Here is a 22116-nt window from a genome sequence, read left to right as displayed (position 1 = left end):
GTCGGCAAAGTAGAGGCTGCCTATTGTGAAGACACAATTTCCTGTCGCCGTCGTTGGCGGCGGCATGGTTGGCGCGGCGATCGCACTGGGGTTGTCTGCGCTGGATATAGAAGTGGCCCTGATCGATCCGGGTGGGTTGAACACGGCGACGCCTCCTAAGTGCAATGACGCGCATAGCTTCGACCCACGTGTCAGCGCTCTGACGCTGGCAAGTGAGAAACTGTTGCGCGAGCTGAATGTCTGGGCTGAGGTAGAGCCATATAGCCTGCGCTACACCGATATGGACGTTTGGGATAGCGGAGGGAGCGGTCGAATAGTGTTTTCCTCGGCTGAAGTGTACGAAAGCAGCTTGGGGTTGATCGTCGAAAACCGTGTGGTGACCTCCGCTTTGCATCGACGTATTGCTGAACGCTCTAACATCCACGTCATTAAAGATCAGGTGCGGGCGTTGAAGTCGGATGCTTCAGGTTACTCCCTCGACACCGGGAGTGGCGAGACGGTTTCTTGCCGAATGCTGGTTGGCGCGGATGGCGCTCTGTCACGTATTCGTCAGTGGTTGAGCATCCCGACCCGGGAATGGGATTACGGTCAGCAGGCGATTGTTGCGACGATAACAACCGCCCGCCCTCATCAGTTCACAGCCCGGCAGCGTTTTCTGCCTACAGGCCCGTTGGCTTTGCTGCCTTTACTGGATCAGAATCAAAACTACCGTTGTTCGTCTATTGTCTGGTCGGCGGATTCTGTGGAAGCGGACAGATTAATGGAGCTGGACGACGCCAGCTTCAAAGCGGCTCTATTCGATGCCTCCGAGCAGGCGTTGGGGGAAGTGGTCGATATCAGTCGACGCTTTGCTTTCCCGCTCAGGCAGAGACACGCTAAGCGTTACTTTGATGGTGGCGCGGTGCTTATCGGCGATGCGGCGCATACTATTCACCCCTTGGCGGGGCAAGGCGTCAATCTAGGATTTGAAGATGTCGCCGCCTTGCTTGATGAGGCGCGGCGCGCCTTGGGGCGGGGCATTCCTCTGGGACACGAGGAAATGTTGCGACGCTACCAGCGGCGGCGGCAGGCTGGGAATCTCTCCATGATGACGTTGATGGAAGCCTTCAAGCGCGGCTTCGGACATCCCTCTCCCATGATTGCCGGAGTACGGAACGCTGGATTGACGCTGGTGAATAAAACGCCGCTCATCAAAAAAGAACTGATTCGTCAGGCGATGGGTGTCTAACGTTAGAGACGGTGACGAGTCTGTGGCGGCGACGGCTTTCTGATAGCGCTCGCCGCCGTGCGATTTACAGATATAGCTTGCCGATTAGCGCGGGAATAACCGTTTCTACGCGAAGTATGCGCTTACCCAGGGTGAAGCCCATAAAGCCGATTTCCTCCAGCTTTTTCACTTCATAAGGCGTAAAACCGCCCTCGGGTCCTACCGCCAATGTCAGCGGCCCGTTGACGTGTGGCGACTGCGCCTCGGAGGTGGGGTGCGCCACCCAGGCGTCGCTTCCAGCGATGATTTGCGGCAGCTCGTCTTCCACAAAGGGTTTGAACAGTTTGCGCATATGGATTTCGGGAAGCACCGTGTCCACTCCCTGCTCCAGACCCAAGAGGCTGTTTTCTCTCAGTGAGGCGGCCTCCAGCCAAGGGGTTTGCCAGTAGCTTTTTTCCACCTTGTAGGAGTTGATCAAGTAGATGCGTTTCACTCCCAGTGATACCGTGCTCTGAATCACTCTGCGCATCATCTTGGGGCGGGGTAACGCCAGGATCAGGGTCAGGTCCAATGGCGGCGGCGCTTCGGCGTTTAGAGTCACTTCCAGGCGCGCGCGCTCCTCGTTGATATCAAGTAAGCGAGCGGTTCCCATCTCTCCATTGATCTGGCCGACGCGGATATCGTCACCGGCCTGGGCTTTCAATACTTTGCGCAAATGCTCTGCGCGTCTGTCGGTGAGCGAGAGCTGACCGGACGCGGAAAGCTCTTCTGCGGAGAACAACAGGATATTCATAAAGTCAGAACTAAGTCGGGAATCAGGTATTGATGGATTCTGAGTTGGAATCCGCAGTTGGCTCCACCCAGCGGCTACATAAGACGCCGACTTCAAACAGCAGCCACATTGGCACCGCCAGTAAGGTCTGCGAAATAACGTCGGGGGGCGTCAACAACATGCCGATGATAAAGCAGATAACCACAATGTAAGGGCGTTTCTCCCGCAGGCTGGCCACGTTGGTAATGCCGACCTTGACCATCAACACGGTGGCGATAGGGATTTCGAAGGCGAAACCGAACGCGAAAAACAGCTTGAGGATGAAGTCCAAATATTTGTTGATGTCCGTCATCACCGTTACGCCTTCAGGGCTGGCGCTGGCGAAAAAGTTGAACGCCAGCGGAAACACCACGTAGTAGGCGAAGGCGACGCCCAGATAAAACAGGAGCACGCTGCTTACCAGAAGCGGGATCGCCAGCTTTTTCTCGTGCTTATACAGCGCGGGAGCGATGAACGACCAGATCTGATAGAGAATGAACGGAATCATGAGAAAGATCGCCAACACCATGGTCAGCTTGAAGGGCGCCAGAAACGGCGACGCCACTTCGGTTGCGATCATGGTGGCCCCTTCCGGCATCGCCGCGCGCAGCGGTTTGGCCATATAGGCGTAGATTTCATTGCGAAACGCGTATAAGGGTAAGAACGCCACCAGCACCGCCAAAACGGAATGCAGCAAGCGGTTGCGCAGTTCAACCAGGTGATCAAATAACGGCAGTTCTTTATCTACGTTGTCGTCGCGCGGAGTCATTTCAGGAGCGGTCATGCTGCTTGGGGGCGTCGTCGGAATGGGAGTGGGATTCTACCGGTTGTGAGTCATGCCCGGAAGACGGCTTTTGGGGCGGGCTGGCTTTGGAGGACATCGGCGTAGCCGGGTTCTTCTCAACCATGTCCTCGTATTTCTTCGCTTCCGCCAGCGCATCGTTGACGGTTTGCTGGATTTTCTCCAGGCCAAGCGTATCGCCTTCTTTGCGCAGTCGTTCCCGCATTTCCTCGGCCTTTAATTGCCGGTCTATCTCAGAGGACATCTGACTGACCATACGGCGGATGCGACCTACCCACAAGCCGGTTTTGCGCGCGGCGTAAGGGAGGCGCTCCGGGCCCAGCACCAGCAGGCCAATTACCGCAACCAGCACGAGCTCTGGGAATCCGATATCGAACATAAGCTATGGGTCGTCCGATGTGGATCAGCTGTGTTTGGATTCAGTCTTCGCGTCGTTGCGCTCTACGGAGCCTTCGATGGTGCGGCTCTCATTTTGCGACAGCTTCTTGGGCTCTTTGTCTTCCTCGGACTCGCCATCGCTCATGGCTTTTTTAAAGCCTTTCACCGCTCCGCCCAGATCGCCGCCAATGTTCTTCAGCTTTTTCGTACCGAATAGCAGCACGATGATTACCAGAACGATGAGTAGTTGCCACATGGATATGCCCATGATTGTGCTCCTTTGAAGTATTACTGCCTGATTACCAAATCCTACAAGTCCAGCGTTAGCGCCGGTGCGGACTGTCCGCGGTTATTTCTTGCCTCGCGAGGCTTTTTCCTCAAGACCCGAAATGTCAAAGCGCCGGGCCAGCTCCTGCATGATTTCCTGTGGACCGATGTTCAGGTGACTCAACATCACCAGACTGTGAAACCACAGGTCCGCCGTTTCATAAATTACATTATGCGTTGAACCGTCCAGTTCCGCATCTTTGGCGGCGAGGATGGTCTCGGTGCATTCTTCGCCGACTTTCTCCAGAATTTTATTCAATCCTTTCGCGTGCAGACTGGCGACGTAGGATGAATCCGGATCGGCCAGCTTGCGCTCTTCGAGCACTTTGCCGAGCTGGGTCAATATGTCGTTCATGTTGCGCTTTTCCAAGCCTCTGAAAACAAATTGTCTAAATCTTTATATCGCCTGCCGAGCCGCTACTTCACCAATCAATGAGAGAGTGAGGGGCGCAGAGGGCGGGCGCTTATCCGTAGATATCTTTCGGATCTTTCTTAACCGGCGCGTTGACCTTCCACTCTTGTGCGTCAAGAGAACGGAAAAAACAGTTCTCACGCCCGGTATGACAAGCAATTCCACCAATTTGTTCAACTTTCAGCAGCAATGTGTCGCCGTCACAGTCCAGTAGAATATCTTTTACTTTCTGCACGTGCCCGGAGGTCTCGCCTTTATGCCAGAGTTTTTCCCGGGAACGGGACCAATACACCGCTTCCTGCTTGGCTATCGTTGCAGACAACGCGTCTTCGTTCATCCACGCCATCATCAGCACGGTTCCAGTATCGTTGTCCTGGGCGATGACGGGGATAAGGCCGTCGTTATTCCACTTTATCGCGAGGCGCCAATTTTGCTCTGTCATTGTTACCGTTTTATTTCTTAAGTCGGAGGTTGTCACAAATTTGTAAACTGCACCCTTACTATCGCGCTATTTGGGGCGCATAAGCAAGTAAAGACCGGCGACGGCGAGTGTCACGGAGGGCCATGGCAGCTCCGTCAGGCGCAAGGGTTGATCGCCAATCGCCATCGCCGCAGCGGACGCCAGCACCAAACCCGCGAGCCAGAAGTCGCGCCGTTGCTGCTTGTCCTTTTCAAACGCGCGACTCAAACTCGCCAGACTATCCTGGTTAGCTTGGTTGTAGCGGTCCAGATGACGCAGCTGATCAAAGGCTTCGTACAGAATCTGCGGCAACTCAGGCGTCTGCTCAATCCAGTCTGGCGCATGCTGCTTAATAGCCTTTAGAAGCCCTGGCGGCGCGATGCGCTGTTTCATCCAGTTTTCCAGGAAAGGCTGCGCAGTGGACCACAGGTCCAGATCTGGATAAAGCTGGCGTCCCAGCCCTTCAATATTTAATAAGGTCTTCTGCAACAACACCAATTGCGGCTGCACTTCCATATCGAAACGGCGCGCTGTTTGAAATAACCGCACCAGGAACTGTCCGAAAGAAATGTCTTTCAGCGGACGCTCGAAGATGGGCTCGCAGACCGTGCGAATAGCGGCTTCGAATTCATTGACGCGAGTATGTCCCGGAACCCAGCCTGAGGATATATGCAGCACCGCCACCTGACGATAATCGCGGCGGAAAAAGGCCAGCAGGTTTCTGGCTAAATAAGATTGGTCTTCCGGCGTCAGTGTGCCGACGATGCCGCAGTCGATTGCGATATAGCGCGGATTGGCGGGATTACTGACATCCACAAAAATATTGCCGGGATGCATGTCGGCGTGGAAGAAACTGTCTCGGAACACCTGGGTGAAGAAAATTTCCACCCCACGCTCCGCTAACAGCTTCATATTAACGTTGGCTTTGCGCAACTGCTCCACGTCCGCGATGGGAACGCCATAGATACGCTCCATGACCAGGACGCGGGAGTGAGTCATCTCCCAGTAGACTTCGGGGATATAGATCAGCTCGGAGCCGGCGAAATTGCGCTTGAGCTGGGACGTATTGGCGGCCTCCCGCTGCAGGTCCAGCTCGTCCAGAATCGTGTGCTCGTAATCGCGCACGACCTCGATTGGGTGTAGGCGCTTACCGTCTTCCCAGTAGTTTTCGACCAGTCGCGCGACCAGTAACATCAGTGCGATATCCAGGCGAATGGTCTTTTCTATGTTGGGGCGGATAACTTTCACCACCACTTCCTTGCCGTTTTTCAAAGTGGCGGCGTGCACTTGCGCGATGGAGGCGGACGCCATCGGGTAAGTCTGGAAGTCGGCGAAGAGCTCTGAAATCGGGGACTTCAGCGACTCCTCGATGATCCGTACGGCCGAGTCGCTGGCGAAGGGGGGGACTTTGTCCTGCAGACGCTTGAGCTCATCCGCCAGATCTTCCGGCAGCAAGTCTTTACGGGTGGAGAGTATCTGGCCGAATTTGACGAATATGGGCCCCAATTCCTCCAGCGCGCGTCTCAGGCGCTCGCCGCGGGGTATTTGCGGCTTGGGAAACAGACGCCAGGGCGCCAGCAAAAACAACAGGCGCAATGGCAGCGGCAATAAGGTCAAGGGGGCGAACTCATCAAGCCGATAGCGGCAGATCACCCAGACGATTTGAATAAGGCGGTTAATTCTTCTCACTTATCAGTGTCTTTTACTGCGGGATTAAGGGCTTGTTGCAGGCGTTGCAGACGGGCTTCCAGACGATCGTAATCCATTCGGACGCGGTCGACCTCATCCGCCCAGTAGTTCATTTCATCTTTGCTTGGCGCGGTGCGGGCTTCATGGTGTACATACTCTTCCGCGTCACGGCGGAAGCTGTCGCCCACATGTTTCACCCAGCGACCGAAGCCTCGCAATCGCGTACCCAGAAAGTGGGCGGGCATATCGCCAAGATGCTCGGCCAGTTTGGCTTCCCAGTCCACTTCCAGATTGTTGGCGATGGCGGCGAGGCGCTGCGCCAGGCCCATATCGCCCTGGATGTGGATGTTTTGCGCGCCTCCTTTGTTCTGTAAATAACTCAGGAAGTCGCCAGGGGAGCCCTGAATGATGAGATCGACGTCGCCGCAGGCTTCATCTGCAAAACGGGGGCGTTCGCCCAACCTGACGTACAGAGACAGGTTGAAGGGCGTTAACGATAACTGGGCCCACTTGCCGTCCAGCTCCGCCAAGCGTGCTGCGGAACCGGCGTCGTAGCGAAGTATCTCCGCCGCGATGCGTTCCGCCGTCGCATTGAGGGCGGTGAGGAGAAGCGGGTCGAAGGCGCTCATATCAGGCTTTGACGCCGGTATGCAGCGCGACTACGCCGCTGGTGAGGTTGTAGTACTTGCACAAGCAGAGTCCGGCCTGCTCCATCATCGACTTGAGAGTTTCCTGGTCCGGGTGCATGCGGATGGACTCGGCGAGGTAGCGATAGCTTTCGCTGTCCTGCGCGACAAGACTGCCCATCAGTGGCAACGCGGAGAAGGAGTAAGCGTCGTAAGCTTTGGAGACAATGGGGTTGGTGGGCTTGGAGAACTCCAGCACCAGCAGGCGCCCGCCAGGACGCAGCACCCGCTGCATTTCCCGCAGCGCTTGATCTTTGTCCGTCACATTGCGCAGACCGAAGGCGATGCTGACGCAATCAAAACTATTGTCAGGGAAGGGCAGCGCCTCGGCGTTGGCCTGTACAAATTCGATGTTGTCGCCGTAGCCGTGATCCAGCAGCTGGTTGCGGCCAACCTGCAGCATGGAAGCGTTAATGTCTGCGAGAACCACTTTGCCGGACGGGCCGACCAGACGTGAGAACTTTTTAGTCAGGTCTCCGGTGCCGCCCGCGATGTCCAGAACCGATGCGCCGGCGCGGACGCCGCTTTTATCGATAGTGAAGCGTTTCCAGAGGCGGTGAATGCCCATCGACATGAGGTCGTTCATCAAGTCGTACTTGGCGGCGACCGAGTCGAACACTTTGGCCACATGGCTTTCTTTATCTGTGACCGGCACCTGTTTGTAACCGAAGTGGGTGGTGTCCCGCTCTGTCATTAGGTTGCTCCCGTAAAAATAATTGTGCGGTATTCTACCTGTGTCCCGGGGAAAGTCCTACCCGCGATTCGCAGCCCAAGGTGGGATTTTTTTGCTTGATTTACATGACGAAAACCCATAAACAATAGCCTCCGCAATTAACCAAAGAGTTTTATAGATGTCAGTGATCGAACTCACCCGTGAACATAATCTTGATATGGATCATGCCGTGCAGGCGGCGGACGAACTGGCGCAGAGCCTGTCCGAGCGGTTCAGCGTCGACTATGAGTGGGAGGATAAAGTTCTGCGCTTTCATCGCAGCGGAGTTAAGGGGCAGCTGGAAGTAGCGGAGAGCCAGATTCATCTGCACATGGAATTGGGCTTCTTATTCCGTCCCTTCAAAGACCGCATTGAGCAGGAAATTCACAGCCACTTGGACGGGCTGCTGAAGAAAGCCTGATCATTCCGGCATACGTCTCGTTATAGTCAGGCGTAAGCGCGCAGATTATCCGGCAGGGTGAAGGGAGAGTCCGCGTTAACCTGGATTTGTTCCAGGATGTGGCTTTCCCTCTGCATGATCACGCGCAATAACTGACTGACCCCGCCCATTTCCTTAAACGCCTTGAAGCCTCTGGACAGGAAGTTGTGCAACTGTCCCAGGCCCGCTATTTCCGCTGGACCTTCGGTAATTTTGAGGCTGAAGCTCACGAAGCGGCTTTTCACATACTTTTCCAGCTCATGACCGGTTTTGTCGATGAGCGTGATCTGGCGACGCCGGGAGGCGAAATTATCGCAACGCCGGAAGGCCTCCGCATAGTTGTCCTCGGTGATACGTTCGACGCGCATTTCCCGCAATACGGTGGCGATATGCTCATCCAATTGTTGCGTGAGCAGGTTCAACTCAACCAGGTCGGCGATTGTATGCAGCGCGGAATCGGGAAGCAGTTTCACTATCACCGGAAACACCCTTTCCAGATCGGCGTCGCGGCGAGTGAATTCCTTGGGGGAATAAAGATCTTTCAGCAGGAAGTCTAACGCTTCGTGGTAGCGCTGATTGCTGTACAGGTCATTATGGGTTCTTTTGAGGCGATCCGCCTGCCAGTCGCATAGCCGATCAATGTCCTGCGCCAGGGGATGCTCGTCTCTCTGCAGGCGATAGTTGTGGTAGTCCAGCAGTAACTGTTGCAGGCGTCGGGCGTTGGCGGTTCTTGCGTTGACGCTTAACAGTTTCTCTTTGGACATGAGTGATCCCCGCCATTTGGCTTCAGAAAACAGTCTTTCGGCGTAAATGCGATGGCTCATCGCAACTTATGAATGATTGGCGGCAAGTTTACTAAAGATAGATTAGAAAAGCCTACCTAACTTTTTGTCGCGTTCCCGTAGTTTGTGATTGGTTACTCAGTTGTGAGGGCTTGGAGGAGATCAAACCGGCGCGTCCCTGGCCGGAAGTGAGCTGTCAGCAGAGTGTCAGGCGCCGGCGACGGCCGCATTGGGGAGTAGCGATAGCGGCGGCACCCATTCCTGGCTGTCCAGAGTGATAAAGTGGCTGGTGGCGCCGGTTTCAATGATGCGTATGGCGTTGGGAGAGTTTTCGGCGCTTTGCAGCATGGCGTCCCGGTCCAGAATGCGATCGATCTTGGGAATCAGGATGGTGCCATGACGCATGTGCTCGTAAGCCGTCATGTCGCCTTTTTCCATCCAGGCCAGAATATTCTCGATATTGCGCACAATGGTGAGATGGTCCCGTGTGGATGAAAACAGACGATCCAACAATACCCGTTTGCGGGGATTCATTCTGCCGAAGAAAGTTTGCCCGTAAGTGGTGGAAGGAGCGCTGTTGACCAGACGGATCACCCAGGGCCACATGCCGTGACTGACCGGGTCGAGCAATGCGCGGGCCAGTGCGTGCAGCTTGCCTTGTGGCAATACTGGCGCTTCCAGCACGACATCCACATTGGCGTAGAGTTCGGGCCACTGCTTGATGGCTTCCAGAATGACGGCGCCGCCCCGAGAGTGACCATGCACCCGCACCCGATTGGTGCTGGGCATATTCTGCAGCACCTGATTAAGAACGGCGGCGTCGTACTCAATGGTCGCTTCAAGATATTTGATGGGCGTCTGCCAGGGCGCGGACTCCAAGGTCGGTCCGCTGACGGGAATATGGTAATTGCTGCAGGTGAGCAGGATCAGCTCCGTGTCGGGAGCCTGATAGGTCTGGGTGAAGTAACAGTGATTTTCCAGAAATCCGTGGACGCCGATGACGGTGTTTTCCGCCGGAGCGCTATGATTGCGGAGGGAGACCGCGCCTTTTCCCACGGAGTAGACCTTACCGGAAAACATCTCGGTATAGGCCGGATCAATTGGTCGTAACAACTTACGGGCATGGACTGCTTTCATGGTAGTAACTCCCACCGTCGCGCCGCCCCGTTTTCCGCACGCTTGGAGACGCTCGTCTCCTATGGCTGAAACAACAACGGGTTTATTATATTTGTATGAACTCGCAACTGGACGACACTTTGGTTGTTTGCGCCTATAGGTTAATTATGGCGCCTATTTCGTAAGCTTGGAGGCTAATCTTAAGTCTTATATATAAAGTGTCGCCTGATGCTCTATGGTTTCCCCATGGACACATCAGTTAAACTGCCAGGGCGCATTCCGCAAACTCGCCGGTTTCTGCTCGAAAAATCCGGCAAAATCCAACCAGGCAGTCAGGTTGTCGCACTTTGATTATAGGATTGCCGCTTTTGAGCCAGTGTTAAAATTTGTAATCGCTCTGTAAAGAAGTTTGCGATTTTCAGCCAATATGGCTAATGACCGAATTGTAGGGGGAGGTGCGGCGAAAGCTCATGTCAGATAATCACTTTGAGCCGGTAAGCGGCGTTGATTCAGCCTGGTTACGGTTGGATCGTCCGACAAACCTGATGGTGATCACCGCGATGGCGGTGGTGGAGCCGATTCCCTTCAACAAACTGAAAGAACTCATCAACTCCCGGTTTCTGGCCTTTCCCCGCTTTCGGCAAAAGCCGGTTAATCATTCTGGATTCTATTTTTGGGAAGAAGATCCCTACTTCTCTCTGGATTACCACGTTCGCAAAGTCGCTCTGCCGCAGCCGGCGGATAAAGGCGCTCTGGAAAAATTCATTGGCGACCTGATGAGCACGCCTTTAGACCCGGGTAAGCCGTTGTGGCAGGTCTATCTCATTGAAAATTATGGCGATCATCATGTCTGCGTGATGCGGGTGCATCATTGCTATGCGGACGGCCTGGCGCTGGTGGCGGTGTTTGGTTCGCTGTCCGACCAGTCTCCCAACATCAATCCATTTCCTCTGGACCCAGGCAAGCAGCGAGACGCCGGCGTGCGTGCGCGGCAGTCTTTTGTCATGGGCATGGAGACGCTGTCCCGGGCGGTGGAAAAGTGCACCAAGCTGCGCTATCGCATTGCGGAAGAGGGTAAAAGTATCCTCCGCGAACCCGGTTATGCCGTGGAGGGCGTCAGACAGGGGCTGAACGGGGCTGCGGAGATTGCGCGTCTGGCGGCGCTGGAGGCGGACGATACCACGCCTTTGCGTGGTGAGCTGGGCGTCATGAAATGCTGCACCTGGTCTGAATTGATTCCCCTGCATAAGTTTAAAGAAGTCGCCCAGGCGTTTGGCTGCAGCATCAACGACGTGTTGCTCAGTTGCGTCAGCGGCGGCTTAAGACGCCTGTTGCAGGATCGAATGGATCAGGTGGACGGGGTGCGTTTGCACGCCACTTTGCCCGTCAACCTGCGGCCATTGGAGACTAGATTAGGCAGGGAACAGTTACAGGAGTTGGGCAATCAGTTCGGAACGGTCTTCGTTCCGCTGGCGGCGGGCATCGGCAACCCCATTGAGCGCCTGTACAAGATCAAACACGATATGGCGGCGCTGAAAGAGTCGATGCAACCCAGCCTTTCTCATGCATTGCTCACCGCAATGGGGCTGTTTCCCCAAGGAGTGCAACAACCGCTGTTGGAGCTTTTCAGTAATAAGACGTCGATGGTGCTTTCTAATGTGCCCGGCGCGCGTCGCGCTCGTTATCTGGCGGGCAGCAAAGTAAAAGAGTTAATGTTCTGGGTGCCGCAGACGGGCGATATCGGGCTCGGCGTCAGCCTGTTGAGTTACAACCAGTCCGTGCAGATCGGCATCAACGCGGATCGGGCGCTGTTGCCGGAGCCTGCTGAACTGACCCGCGCGATGATCGACTCTCTGGAAGAATACTGTTCTCTCACCGGCATGACCTGGCAGGCGGCGGAAGCCCGCTCCCATCGCAAAGCTTGAGCACAGGCGGCGCGCAATGCGCCGCTTTTGCCAATTGCATCAATGAATTTATCTTTGTGTAACCTAAGATTGCAGTTGGTAACTCCCTACTGAGCTCTTTGATTGCGATGAATAACAATAAATACAACCAGGGGCCTGTGCATTGGTCCCGAAGTGCGCTTATCGTCGTAGCGGTTGCAGTGACTCTGCAGGGCTGCGAAAAGCTGGAAACTAAACCTAAAGATCCTACCGTACCAAGCCCGGACTTTGTTCTCAGCGGCTTGCAATATGCGTCGGAAATCTCGCTGCAGCGGGATCAGGGGCGCGTAATGCGTTCAATCATCAGCGGCAACTCCCGCGCAGGGCTGGGCGACCTCTTGGATAAAGGCGGCAATGGCGGTTACGCCAAAATCAATACGCCTAAATACAAATTTGACGACGCGGGCTTCATGAATGCCTCCGGCTCGCGATACGGCGGCATCAGCGCCGCAGGCGATCTGTTCTTCCTGACGGATGTCGCCGCCATCAGCACCACTTTCTACGCTGGCGTAAAAGTCGATGAAACTGCTACCGCCGAGAACCCGGACGGCGATATCGTCTATCAGAAACCAGACCTCGCCCAGGGCGATTATCTCTGCATTGAGGAAACCTATTTCCCCAGCGGCGCCGATAACAAGCTCACCGTGCAGATTCACAAAGCTACTTTAGACGCAGATGGAAATGGTGTCTTACAGCGTATAGGCAGCACCGGCGTGGGCGCAGGCTCTGAAAGCCGGTCGATTGCTTACTCTTTTAACGACGAGGCGGTTCTAAGCTGGTCCGATCCGGCTTTGGACGAGGCGTTTGATGAGGTTGTCCAGAACGCTGGATACACGTTGGACTGTCCAGTGGATAACGACGGTAACCCAGTCTATGTCCCCTGTCGCTGGAGCGTACGCACTCTGGGAGGAGCTTCCCCTGATGGTCGGGTGTTCCATTTTTCCCGGGTGGCCTGGAAAGAGCAGGTCCCTGTAACGCCACCCGAAGACGACAGTCCCGGCAACGCGGAAGTCGGCGGCTGGCGACCGGTGGCAAGCTCGGCGATATGTCTGCGCACCGCCACGGATATGGCGAATAACGTTCTGCAGGGAGAGTACTGGCTGGGCGTCGTGATCGAAGATCAGGACATCCCTCAGGCGACGTTCAGTCGTTTGACGCTGGATGGCGCGGGGGCAGGCGTTGACAGTCAGATACGCGCTTCGGCGGGAATTGCGACGCGTAATCTGAGCGTCTCCTATAACGTGGAGTCGAACGGCGAGCTGACATACAGCGGCCGTATGGGAATCGCATCTGCCGATGGCGAATTGCTGGTGTTTGACGCCAGTGATCCTGCAAACGGTAAGATCGGCTTCGGCGTCGCTATGAAAAATCAGAAACCGGTGGGGCAAGAAGAGTAACTGGAACGGTAAGATCGGGACGGATAAAAACAATAAAGGCCATCTTGCCGATATATCTGCAATTTTCACGCAAGATTTCCGTCTGCAGGGATGTGTGGACGCGCAAAATACGCTAGCATTTTGCGCGTTTATATTCAGATTACCTGATGCCCGGAAAGCGCTCCTGCTTTTCGGGTCTTGCCGGAGATATCCTATGCCTACCCATGAAATCCGCCATCCCTTGGTCCGTCATAAAATCGGCCTGATGCGGCGGGCTGAAATCAGCACCAAAAGCTTTCGCGAACTCGCTCAGGAAGTGGGAGCGTTGCTGACTTATGAAGCGAGTAAAGATTTCAACTTGGGCACGGAGGTTGTGCAAGGTTGGGCCGGGCCGGTGGAAGTGGAGAAGCTGAAAGGCAAGAAAGTAACCGTCGTGCCGATTCTGCGCGCAGGACTGGGTATGCTGGACGGCGTTTTATCTCTGATTCCCGCAGCCAAAGTCAGCGTAGTGGGGCAGGTTCGCAACGAAGAAACCCTGGAAGCGAAAACCTATCTGGAAAAGCTGGTGGGTGAACTGGATCAGCGTCTGGCCTTGATCATCGACCCCATGCTGGCGACCGGCGGCTCTATGATTTCCACAATCGATCTGCTTAAGAAAGCAGGCTGCTCCGAAATCCGCGCATTAGTGCTGGTGGCGGCGCCGGAGGGCATCGCCGCAGTAGAGAAAGCCCATCCTGACGTGCACATCTACACCGCCGCCATTGATGAAAGGCTCAATGAGAAAGGTTATATCCTGCCTGGTCTGGGCGACGCCGGCGACCGCATTTTCGGCACCAAGCAGAAGAGCTAACCTTCGCGCTTTCTGCCTGGGAGAGGCCGGCTCTTAGAGCCGGTCCACCAGCGGCGTTGAGTAGTTCAGTTCCATGTCCCAGGGGAAACGCATCCAGGTTTCCTGAGACACTTCTTTGATGCACAGGTCCACAAAAGGCCGACCCAGTGGTTTGGCATAAAGCGTGGCGAAGAATGCATTGGGAATCAGGTTGCGCACCACTTTGGCGGTTTTACCCGTATCCACCAGATCATCCACCAGCAGATAGCCTTCACCGTCGCCAATGACGGAAGCGTCAAAGCTTTTGATGACGTTGACGTCATCGGACTGCTTCTGCTCTTCATAGCTGACGGCGCAAACGGTGTCGATGTAGCGAATACCCAATTCGCGAGCGATAATGCCGGCGGGGATCAAGCCTCCGCGGGTGATGGCGATAATGCCTTTCCAGCGGCCCATATCGATCAGCTTGCGGCATAACATCCGCGTGTCCCGATGAAGTTCTTCCCACGAAATAAAGATGGTTTGATGGTATCTACTGTCGCTCATAGTCTGCTTAGGTCACTTTCAGGCTGGCCTGCGACCCCGCCCGGGATCGCTGAGGCATATAAAAGGTTGCATATGCTAACCGCGTTTTTTACCCAGGAACATTCTCCTTTGGATAAAAATGCGGCTCGACTTATTCGGTTCCGCCGCCCTGTCTGATCCAGGCTCCCAGTTGTTGGCGCTCTTCATCCGTCATTCCGGTCAGGTTGCCCAGAGGCATGTAGTTGGAATCTACCGCAACCTGTTGAATCTGTTGGAGATGGCGCATAACGCCACTGGTGGTGTCCAGAAGTACGCCGGCAGGGGCCTCCGCAAATCCGGCCTGGGTTGGGTTGGCCGCATGACAGCTGGCGCAGCGGTTGTGAATGATCGCCGCAGCCTGCATGAAACCGACCTTATTCGCCGATTCTGCGGTTTGCTGGGTATCTGCGTTGTCCGCTTCCCCCGTGCTTTTGACGATCATCGCCAAACCGATGAACATCACCATCGCTATCACCAGAATAGCAGGTTGTTTTACGCCTCTGTGCTTGAGGTTGAAATAATGGCGCGCAAAGGCGGTGATGACGACCAGCGCTGATAAAATAGCCCAGTTCCACTCATGGCCGTAGGTCATGGGATAGTGGTTGCTGATCATGATGAAGATCAGCGGCAGCGTCATGTAGTTGTTATGGGTGGAGCGCAGCTTGGCGTTTTCACCCAGTTTGGGATCGGGGGCGGCGCCGGCCTTGACGGCGTTCACCAGCGCTTTTTGGGAAGGAATGATGATCATCAATACGTTCCCCGCCATCAGCGTTCCCATCAAGGCGCCCACATGAATATAAGCGCCGCGGGCGCTGAAGACCTGGGTCAGGCCCCAGCTGGCCAGAATGGCGAGACCCAATAACAGGCCGCCGAAGACGTAGCCATTGCGAGACAGGGGCGAGCGGCATAAGCCGTCGTACAGCGCCCAGCCCGCTACCAGCAGGCCGACGCCGATGCCGATAGCCTGCCATTGGCTAAGCTCCATCACGGACTTATCGATCAGGTAGGTCTCCGCCCCGAAGTAGTACATCAGGGACAACAGCATGAAACCGGTCAACCAGGTGGTGTACGCCTCCCATTTGAACCAGTGCAGCGTGGCGGGCATTTTCTCCGGCGCCAGCCGGTACTTGGCGACTTCATAAAAGCCGCCGCCATGAATGGCCCATAAATCGCCTTTGATTCCCTTTTCTTTTTTCCAGTCCGGCGGGTCCTGCAGGGAGTTGTCCAGCCAGACAAAGTAAAAGGAAGCGCCAATCCACGCCACGCCTGCGATAACGTGAAACCAGCGAATGAAAAGATTAATCCAGTCGATGTAATACGGGTCCATTCTGACCTCAAAGCCGAGTCTAATTGTTATTGGTCAACGAAGCCGCGTCCGCGGCTTCCTGCGTTTTTGTTCTTTATCCGACAGACAAATAGCGTCCAGCTATGCGTCTGTAAACGACAGAACCTGCACAGGTCAGGTTTTGTCTGCCGCGTTTTGTCGCCTCACGCGCCGGGTTATTAACCTGTCAGCATCATCGCCACGTTAATCCTTTTTGTGCACACAGCGTCCAGCCGCGTAGGTTGCGCGTATGGCGCGGTCGTCTCCCAGGATGCTGAAGGCGAAAAGCTGCTCCGCCAGACTGCGGCAGTTTTCCATGCGCAGTTGCAGCAACGGCGTGGCGCGTTTATCCAGCACCACAAAGTCCGCTTCCTTACCGGCAGAGAAGCCGCCCAGGAGGTGATCCAGCTCCAGCGCTTTGGCGCCGCCCAGTGTGGCAAGATAGAAACTCTTGAACGGCGTCAGCGCATGTCCGCGCAGCTGCATGACTTTGTAAGCCTCGTTCAAGGTTTGCAGCAGGGAGAAGCTGGTGCCGCCGCCTACGTCCGTGCCCAAGCCCACTTTGACCTTGTGACGTTCGGCTTCTTCCAATGCGAACAGGCCGCTGCCGAGGAACAGGTTGGATGTCGGACAGAACGCCACTGCGGAATCCGAGCTGTGCAGCCGTTTCCACTCGTCTTCGCATAAGTGAACGCCATGGGCCAGGACGGCGCGTTTGCCGAGCAGACCGTAATGGTCATAAACATCCAGATAGTTGGCGCACTGCGGGAACAGTTCTTTCACCCAGCCGCACTCAGCGGGGTTTTCCGACAAGTGTGTGTGCATGTAGGCGTCAGGATATTCCTCACGCAAACGACCCGCCGCCGCCAACTGCTCCGGCGTGCTGGTGGGGGCGAAGCGCGGCGTCACGGCGTAGAGCAGGCGACCTTTGCCGTGCCACTTTTCCAATAAAGCTTTACTGTCCTGATAGCTGCTTTCCGCAGTATCGCAAAGATAATCTGGCGCATTGCGGTCCATCATGACCTTGCCGCAGATCATGCGCAGGTTACGCTCCAGCGCTTCTTCGAAAAACATATCCACCGATTCCGGGTGCACGGTGCCGAACACCAGTGCGGTGGTGGTGCCGTTCTTCAGAAGCTCATCCAGAAACACCCGCGCCACTCTGCGCGCATGTTGTGGGTCCTGAAAGTCGCGCTCGGTGGGGAAGGTGTAAGTGTTCAGCCACTCCAGCAACTGTTTGCCAAAGGCGCCGATCATCTCGGTTTGCGGATAGTGAATATGGGTGTCGATGAATCCCGGAACGATCAGGCTGTCGGGATGGTTCTCGATGACTGCGCCTTCGGGAAGCGTCGGGAGCAGGTCGCTGTAGGCTCCGGCGGCGGTTATTTTGCCGTCTGCGACGACAAGCAGGCCGTCTTCCCAGTACTGATAACTGGCTTCTTCACCCACTTCCGCTGGATCGGCGATCATATGGAAAAGCGGGCCGCGATGGGCGCTGATGGAGCTGGTCATGGCGTGTCAGGGTTCCTCATTTTATATCAAAATCAACGGATTATAAGTCAATTGTCCAAGGCGCGTCGGGCAATTCGATTTCATCGCAGTTATTGCCCGGTCCTTTACGATCCACGACCAGAAAGTCGCTGACGTCTTCCAGCGCCAGACAATAGTGATGCCAGACGCCTTTGTGGTAATTCACGCCTTGCCCCGGTTGCGCCAGGAAGGCTTCTACTTTGTCCGCGTCGAAGTCACCTGGCGGCGCCACCAACACCAGATAAGGGCGGGGGCTCAATGGGTAGAACGCCTGACTTCCCAGCGGGTGCCGCTCCATGATGCGGATGGCGACCGGCAACGCTAAGGGCGTTGAGCGAAACAGGCTGATAATGGGGGCTCCATCGGATTCAGCCACATCTACCATCGCCAGTTGGTGGTAACGCTCCGTCTGCCCGTAGTTAATAGTGAAATGCTCGCTGCCGGCGTCGGCGACGATAACGTCGCCGTAGGGCGCGAAAGCTTCACGAGTCAGCGTTTGGGGACGCAAGCGACGCGCGGGCATCTCAGCTGCCCCGGTAAGTGGAGTAGCCATAGGGCGAGAGCAGCAGAGGAATGTGGTAGTGCTCGCCGTCGCCGCTGATTTCAAACACGACGTCCACATAGGGGTAGAAGCAGGTCTCTGCTCCGCGATACCCGGGCGTGTGCATGAGTTTCTTGAAATACGCGGCCGTATCGAAGGCCATCAGATAACGGCCCGCGGGCAGCACCACGTTTTCTTCCAATAGATTGGGCAGACGACCGTCGGCGTTGGTTTCGCCGCCGCCGATCTGCTCCCAATCGTCGTCGACAAAAGCGAAGAAGCGAATCGGAACGCCAGCGGCGGGCTTGCCCTGGGCGGTGTCCAGAACATGAGTGGTGATTTGGCTCATAGCAGTTTCTCCAAGCGGATGCGGGTGATTTTGCGTTGCTCTTCCGCAGCGTTTATGACTTCCTCGCTACGCGCGTTGGGGAGTCTCGCCTCCAGCAGCGACAGCATTTCCGCCGCACTTTTACCGGTGGCGCAGACAATGAAAATAAAGCCGAATTTTTCTTCGTAAGCCTGATTTCCTGTGGCCAGACGTTGCAGGGTATCCTCGTCGGCGCTGTTGACGCCGGACTGCTCTCCGGCGGCCAGGGCTTTGGTGTGAGCGTACTTGGCGCGCAGAGAATTCACGTCGCCGATCTTGGGATGGCCGGCGAAGGCTTCCAGGTAATCCTGTTCCGTCAATCCCGCCCAGATGCGGTCGGCGGTTTCGTGTACAGACGTCGAATCGGCGAATGGACGCGCCGCCGTCATGCCCCGCGCCCAGGCTTCGCTGCTGCAACAGGTCTGGAATGTCGCTTGCGCAGCCTGTTCCGGCATAGCGTTGAGTTGTTCTAGGGTGACCTGGCTCATTTGGGATACCCCAGCACGCGCAGACGGCTGACGCCGCCGTCAGGGTAAATATTCAAACGCAGATGGGTGAACGCGGTGGCTTTGTCCTGGATTTCGTCCATGAACAGATGCTCGCGATGCGCATGCAGCTTGGTTTCTGGAATGATGGCTTGCCAGTCCAGGGCTTTCAGGCTGTCTGCGTCCGTTGTGTTCGGGTCCGCCGCTACGGCGCCTTCCAGAGAAAAACGGTCAGGATAGTTGCCTTTGAAGTGGCAGGTGTCGACGATCACTTTCTGCAAGGCGCCGGGTGCGGCCAGACGCATGATCAGCCAGTCGTAGCCTGGGCCGCGACGCCGTTTGGTTTCCCAGCCGTCGCCCATATTGACGCCGCGTCCGGGCATCAGCAGGTTTTGCATGTCGCTGAAGAACATATCGCTGCACAACAGCGCGCGACCGCCATTGGCGATAGCGGCCAGATCCACCAGCTCGCCGGGCAGGGTGCGTGACCAGTCCACCTGGGGAGAGCCGTACACTCGCAGTCGCGCGACGCCGCCGTCGGGATAAATGTTCAAGCGCACGTGGGTCCAGTTGTCGGCGCTGTCCACCTTGATCAGGTTTTGGCTGTGAGCGTTAACGCTGGTTTTTGGCAGGATCTCCGTCCACTGTGTGTTGGCGTCTGGTTCGCCAAGACAGTAACAGGCGTCCAGAGACACTGACGCCGGCGCATTGCCGCGAAAGTGATTGGTATCGGCGTCGATAAAATCAATGCGACCGGGCGCGCCGAGGCGCAGGGTGCACCAGTCGTAACCGCCGTCGCGGCGACGCCGTGATTCCCAGCCATCCATCCATTTGCCGTTATCCGTGTACTTATCGGCGATGAAAATGCCGCGTCCGGACTTGATCAGGTTGTCCTTGGAGGCGAAGAAGTCGTCGCTGCAAGACAACACCTGGGTTCCCAGGCGTTCGGCCGCCAGGTTAAGGGCGCCAGGATAGGGCAGTTCTAAATCGATGGCGTGACTCATACAGAGAATTCCAAAATAAGTGTGGAGGTTAATCGTTGTTGTGTGTCGTTCATTGCGTCCGCGCTCAGCCTGTCTTGCTCTCTCTCAGCAGCGGCTGGCCTTTGGCGGCGCCGATAAACTGGTCGTCCTTGTAAATACATTGTCCGCGTAACCAGGTCTGGCGAATGGCGCCGGTGGCCTGCATGCCTTCATAAGGCGTAATCTTGTGGCGGTGCTTGATCATGTCCTTGCTGATGGTGACCGCTTGATGGTCGTCAAATACCAAGACGTCCGCGTCATATCCCGGGGCCAGACGGCCTTTGCGATGGGACAAGCCGGCGAAGCGGGCGGTTTCCCAACTCATCAGGCGGGAAATAAAGGGCAGCGACAAGCCCCGTTGGTGAGCTTCATGCCATACCAGCGGCAGACTGAACTGGAGGGCGGAAATACCGCCCCAGGCTTTTTCGATATCGCCGCTGTCGATCTCTTTCAGTTGCGGCGTGCAGGGAGAGTGGTCGGACACGACGAAGTCGATCAGTCGCTGCTCCAGGGCTTGCCATAAGTGCTCGCGGTTGTCGTTTTCACGAATGGGCGGGCAGCACTTGAACAGTGTTTTGCCATCCGGGATGGCTTCGGCGAACAGGGTCAGGTAGTGAGGACAGGTTTCCACGGTGAAAGACAGTCCCGACTCTTTGGCGGCGCCGATGGCGGCCAGCGCCTCGGCGGAAGACAGGTGCACGATATGCACTTTGCAGTCCACGCCTTGCGCCTTGAAATCGCGGGCGGCGTTGATCATCAGGTCGATAGCGTCGTTTTCCCAGGCTTTGGGGCGCGAAGCGAGGAAACTCTGATAACTATTGCCGATTGCCGGCGGCGGGATGTGCTCTTTATCCAGCTCTGCGTGAATCAGATAGGGGACGCCGTAGCGCGCCAATATAGGCATGGCCCGTTTGACGTCGCTGTCCGTCACTGGCGGAAATTCATCGATTCCAGAGTCGATCAGAAATGATTTTACGCCCAGCACGCCTGCGTCCAGCAACGCAGGCAGCTCATCGATATTTTCCGGCACGACCCCGCCCCAGAAGCCACAGTCGACCCAGAGCTTGTCGGATACTGCTTCCAGCTTGATGCGAAAGGCGTCGGCGGTAGTGGTGACCGGGATACAGTTCAGCGGCATGTCCACCAGGGTAGTGATGCCTCCAGCGGCGGCGGCCTGGGTGGCGGTATTGAAGCCTTCCCATTCCGTGCGGCCGGGTTCGTTAATATGCACGTGAGTGTCCACCAGACCGGGCATCACCACGTCATTGCCGACATCCACCAGCTCGTAGTCGGCGTCTATCGACATATCGTAAGGCTGCACTTCCACAATTTTGCCGCCGGCGATCAGCACCGTTGCGGGCTGCATGCCCTGATCGGTGATCACTCTGCGGCTGCGAATGGCGACGCCACTCATAAAGTCTCTCCTGAGGATGTTTGCGTTGACGTTGAAGAGTCCGTGTCGCTGGCGTCCCGAGGCTCTGCCTGATCGGCAGCCCAGCTTTTGATGTCCTTCCAGGCCACGCCCTGTTGTGTGGGCTGCGTGGAGGTGTGATACAAACCGATCAGTTCGGCGGCGATAGACACCGCCACTTCCATCGGCTGCTTGCCAGGGACGGCGGACAGGCCCACCGGACAGCTCACGCGTTCGACCTGACTGGAGTCCACGCCGCGATAGTCAAAGCGCTGGCGGAAACGCGCCCACTTGGTGGCTGAGCCGATCAGCCCCAGATACGCGAAGCGGTCCTGGCGCAGGATCTTTTCAGCCAGTTCGTAATCCAGCTGATGATTATGGGTCAGAATCAGGTAATAGAGGTTATCCGGCAGATCGTCGATCACATCGCAGGGATAGGCGTCCACCCGTTTATGGGTGTTGGCGGGAAGCGCTTCAGGAAACAGCTCTTCCCGGGAGTCGATCCAGGTGACTTGCACCGGCAGTTCCGCCAGAACGGTCACCAGCGCTTTGGCGACATGGCCGGCGCCGAATAGTGCGATCTGTGTGGGGCAGGGCGCAAAGGCTTCAAACAGAACGGTGGCGCTGCCGCCGCAACACTGGCCCAGGCTTGCGCCCAAAGGGAAGTGCTCCATGCGCTGACTGTAATCCTGTCTGGCCAACATCTCCCGCGCCATAGCGGTGGCCTTGAACTCCAGATGGCCGCCGCCAATGGTGTCAAAGGTGGCGTCGGCGGACACCACCATTTTGGTTCCACTGTCCCGGGGTGTAGAACCACGCGCGCCGATCAGCGTGATCAGCACGAAAGGCCGCCCTGCGCGGCTGAGCCGCTGGGTGACTTCGAACCATTGCTCCCTATACATG

Annotated in this window: 25 protein-coding genes; 5 read left to right on the top strand and 20 right to left on the bottom strand. The window is 56.3% G+C overall.

Annotated features, from left to right (window positions below):
- Window positions 1–25: 25 nt before the first annotated feature.
- Window positions 26–1228, top strand: a complete 1203-nt coding sequence (locus KP814_RS17470; RefSeq protein ID WP_216737945.1) for a UbiH/UbiF/VisC/COQ6 family ubiquinone biosynthesis hydroxylase — start codon at window positions 26–28, stop codon at window positions 1226–1228.
- A gap of 64 nt (window positions 1229–1292) precedes the next feature.
- On the opposite strand, the gene KP814_RS17465 is transcribed toward KP814_RS17470, so the two are convergent.
- From KP814_RS17465 to ubiE, 9 genes are all read right to left on the bottom strand, one after another.
- On the bottom strand, window positions 1293–2000 hold the full coding sequence (locus tag KP814_RS17465) for a 16S rRNA (uracil(1498)-N(3))-methyltransferase (protein WP_216737944.1): 708 nt from the start codon (window positions 1998–2000) through the stop codon (window positions 1293–1295).
- 22 nt (window positions 2001–2022) lie between these two features.
- A complete protein-coding gene (gene tatC / locus KP814_RS17460) occupies window positions 2023–2802 on the bottom strand; it encodes a twin-arginine translocase subunit TatC (protein WP_253938449.1) in 780 nt (259 codons plus the stop codon).
- Window positions 2789–3199, bottom strand: coding sequence for a Sec-independent protein translocase protein TatB (gene tatB, locus KP814_RS17455; protein WP_216737943.1), 411 nt, complete (start codon window positions 3197–3199; stop codon window positions 2789–2791). Before tatB ends, tatC begins: the two co-directional genes overlap by 14 nt.
- A gap of 24 nt (window positions 3200–3223) precedes the next feature.
- Entirely contained in the window at window positions 3224–3466 is a 243-nt protein-coding gene (tatA, locus tag KP814_RS17450; RefSeq protein WP_216737942.1) for a Sec-independent protein translocase subunit TatA, read from the bottom strand.
- A gap of 81 nt (window positions 3467–3547) precedes the next feature.
- Window positions 3548–3880: a phosphoribosyl-ATP diphosphatase gene (locus KP814_RS17445; protein WP_127973395.1), complete on the bottom strand. Its 333-nt coding sequence runs from the start codon at window positions 3878–3880 to the stop codon at window positions 3548–3550.
- Window positions 3881–3989: 109 nt separating this feature from the next.
- Window positions 3990–4379 carry a phosphoribosyl-AMP cyclohydrolase gene (gene hisI / locus KP814_RS17440; RefSeq protein WP_127973394.1) on the bottom strand — a complete coding sequence of 130 codons (390 nt, stop codon included), beginning with the start codon at window positions 4377–4379 and terminating at the stop codon, window positions 3990–3992.
- A 66-nt stretch (window positions 4380–4445) separates the two neighbouring features.
- On the bottom strand, window positions 4446–6086 hold the full coding sequence (ubiB, locus tag KP814_RS17435; protein ID WP_127973393.1) for a ubiquinone biosynthesis regulatory protein kinase UbiB: 1641 nt from the start codon (window positions 6084–6086) through the stop codon (window positions 4446–4448).
- Window positions 6083–6715 (bottom strand): SCP2 domain-containing protein, encoded by a 633-nt coding sequence (locus tag KP814_RS17430; RefSeq protein ID WP_216737941.1) that lies wholly within the window; start codon window positions 6713–6715, stop codon window positions 6083–6085. Before KP814_RS17430 ends, ubiB begins: the two co-directional genes overlap by 4 nt.
- Window position 6716: 1 nt before the next feature.
- On the bottom strand, window positions 6717–7466 hold the full coding sequence (gene ubiE / locus KP814_RS17425) for a bifunctional demethylmenaquinone methyltransferase/2-methoxy-6-polyprenyl-1,4-benzoquinol methylase UbiE (protein WP_127973391.1): 750 nt from the start codon (window positions 7464–7466) through the stop codon (window positions 6717–6719).
- A 157-nt stretch (window positions 7467–7623) separates the two neighbouring features.
- Here ubiE and KP814_RS17420 point away from each other — a divergent pair, with 157 nt between their 5' ends.
- Entirely contained in the window at window positions 7624–7905 is a 282-nt protein-coding gene (locus tag KP814_RS17420; protein ID WP_127973390.1) for a polyhydroxyalkanoic acid system family protein, read from the top strand.
- Between the two features lie 26 nt (window positions 7906–7931).
- Here the strand turns inward: KP814_RS17420 and KP814_RS17415 are convergent, their stop codons facing one another.
- Both KP814_RS17415 and KP814_RS17410 read right to left on the bottom strand, forming a co-directional pair.
- Window positions 7932–8687 (bottom strand): hypothetical protein, encoded by a 756-nt coding sequence (locus KP814_RS17415; RefSeq protein ID WP_216737940.1) that lies wholly within the window; start codon window positions 8685–8687, stop codon window positions 7932–7934.
- A 225-nt stretch (window positions 8688–8912) separates the two neighbouring features.
- On the bottom strand, window positions 8913–9842 hold the full coding sequence (locus tag KP814_RS17410) for an alpha/beta hydrolase (protein ID WP_216737939.1): 930 nt from the start codon (window positions 9840–9842) through the stop codon (window positions 8913–8915).
- A 449-nt stretch (window positions 9843–10291) separates the two neighbouring features.
- On the opposite strand from KP814_RS17410, the gene KP814_RS17405 reads away from it, so the two are divergent.
- From KP814_RS17405 to upp, 3 genes are all read left to right on the top strand, one after another.
- Window positions 10292–11746 (top strand): wax ester/triacylglycerol synthase family O-acyltransferase, encoded by a 1455-nt coding sequence (locus KP814_RS17405; protein ID WP_216737938.1) that lies wholly within the window; start codon window positions 10292–10294, stop codon window positions 11744–11746.
- A gap of 107 nt (window positions 11747–11853) precedes the next feature.
- A complete protein-coding gene (locus KP814_RS17400; protein ID WP_216737937.1) occupies window positions 11854–13161 on the top strand; it encodes a hypothetical protein in 1308 nt (435 codons plus the stop codon).
- A gap of 193 nt (window positions 13162–13354) precedes the next feature.
- Window positions 13355–13990 carry a uracil phosphoribosyltransferase gene (gene upp / locus KP814_RS17395; RefSeq protein WP_011395043.1) on the top strand — a complete coding sequence of 212 codons (636 nt, stop codon included), beginning with the start codon at window positions 13355–13357 and terminating at the stop codon, window positions 13988–13990.
- A gap of 33 nt (window positions 13991–14023) precedes the next feature.
- Here upp and gpt read toward each other — a convergent pair whose 3' ends face one another.
- From gpt to xdhC, 9 genes are all read right to left on the bottom strand, one after another.
- Window positions 14024–14515 (bottom strand): xanthine phosphoribosyltransferase, encoded by a 492-nt coding sequence (gpt, locus tag KP814_RS17390; protein ID WP_127973384.1) that lies wholly within the window; start codon window positions 14513–14515, stop codon window positions 14024–14026.
- A gap of 130 nt (window positions 14516–14645) precedes the next feature.
- The gene (locus tag KP814_RS17385; protein ID WP_216737936.1) at window positions 14646–15860 is read right to left on the bottom strand and encodes a urate hydroxylase PuuD; all 1215 of its coding nucleotides are present in this window, start codon (window positions 15858–15860) and stop codon (window positions 14646–14648) included.
- A gap of 201 nt (window positions 15861–16061) precedes the next feature.
- Window positions 16062–17369, bottom strand: a complete 1308-nt coding sequence (gene guaD, locus KP814_RS17380) for a guanine deaminase (protein ID WP_216737935.1) — start codon at window positions 17367–17369, stop codon at window positions 16062–16064.
- A 40-nt stretch (window positions 17370–17409) separates the two neighbouring features.
- Entirely contained in the window at window positions 17410–17910 is a 501-nt protein-coding gene (locus KP814_RS17375) for an ureidoglycolate lyase (RefSeq protein ID WP_216737934.1), read from the bottom strand.
- 1 nt (window position 17911) lies between these two features.
- Window positions 17912–18277: a hydroxyisourate hydrolase gene (uraH, locus tag KP814_RS17370; protein ID WP_216737933.1), complete on the bottom strand. Its 366-nt coding sequence runs from the start codon at window positions 18275–18277 to the stop codon at window positions 17912–17914.
- Window positions 18274–18783 (bottom strand): 2-oxo-4-hydroxy-4-carboxy-5-ureidoimidazoline decarboxylase, encoded by a 510-nt coding sequence (uraD, locus tag KP814_RS17365; RefSeq protein ID WP_216737932.1) that lies wholly within the window; start codon window positions 18781–18783, stop codon window positions 18274–18276. Before uraD ends, uraH begins: the two co-directional genes overlap by 4 nt.
- Complete coding sequence (gene alc / locus KP814_RS17360) at window positions 18780–19784, bottom strand: allantoicase (RefSeq protein WP_216737931.1); 1005 nt, start codon at window positions 19782–19784, stop codon at window positions 18780–18782. Before alc ends, uraD begins: the two co-directional genes overlap by 4 nt.
- A 64-nt stretch (window positions 19785–19848) precedes the next feature.
- Window positions 19849–21216, bottom strand: coding sequence for an allantoinase AllB (gene allB, locus KP814_RS17355; protein WP_216737930.1), 1368 nt, complete (start codon window positions 21214–21216; stop codon window positions 19849–19851).
- Window positions 21213–22115, bottom strand: coding sequence for a xanthine dehydrogenase accessory protein XdhC (gene xdhC / locus KP814_RS17350; RefSeq protein WP_216737929.1), 903 nt, complete (start codon window positions 22113–22115; stop codon window positions 21213–21215). Before xdhC ends, allB begins: the two co-directional genes overlap by 4 nt.
- Between the last annotated feature and the right edge of the window lies 1 nt (window position 22116).

Source organism: Hahella sp. HN01, from assembly GCF_018986435.1.
Lineage (GTDB): Bacteria > Pseudomonadota > Gammaproteobacteria > Pseudomonadales > Oleiphilaceae > Hahella.
The sequence above is the reverse complement of the archived record's forward strand: the minus strand, read 5'-3'. Positions and strand labels throughout refer to the sequence as shown.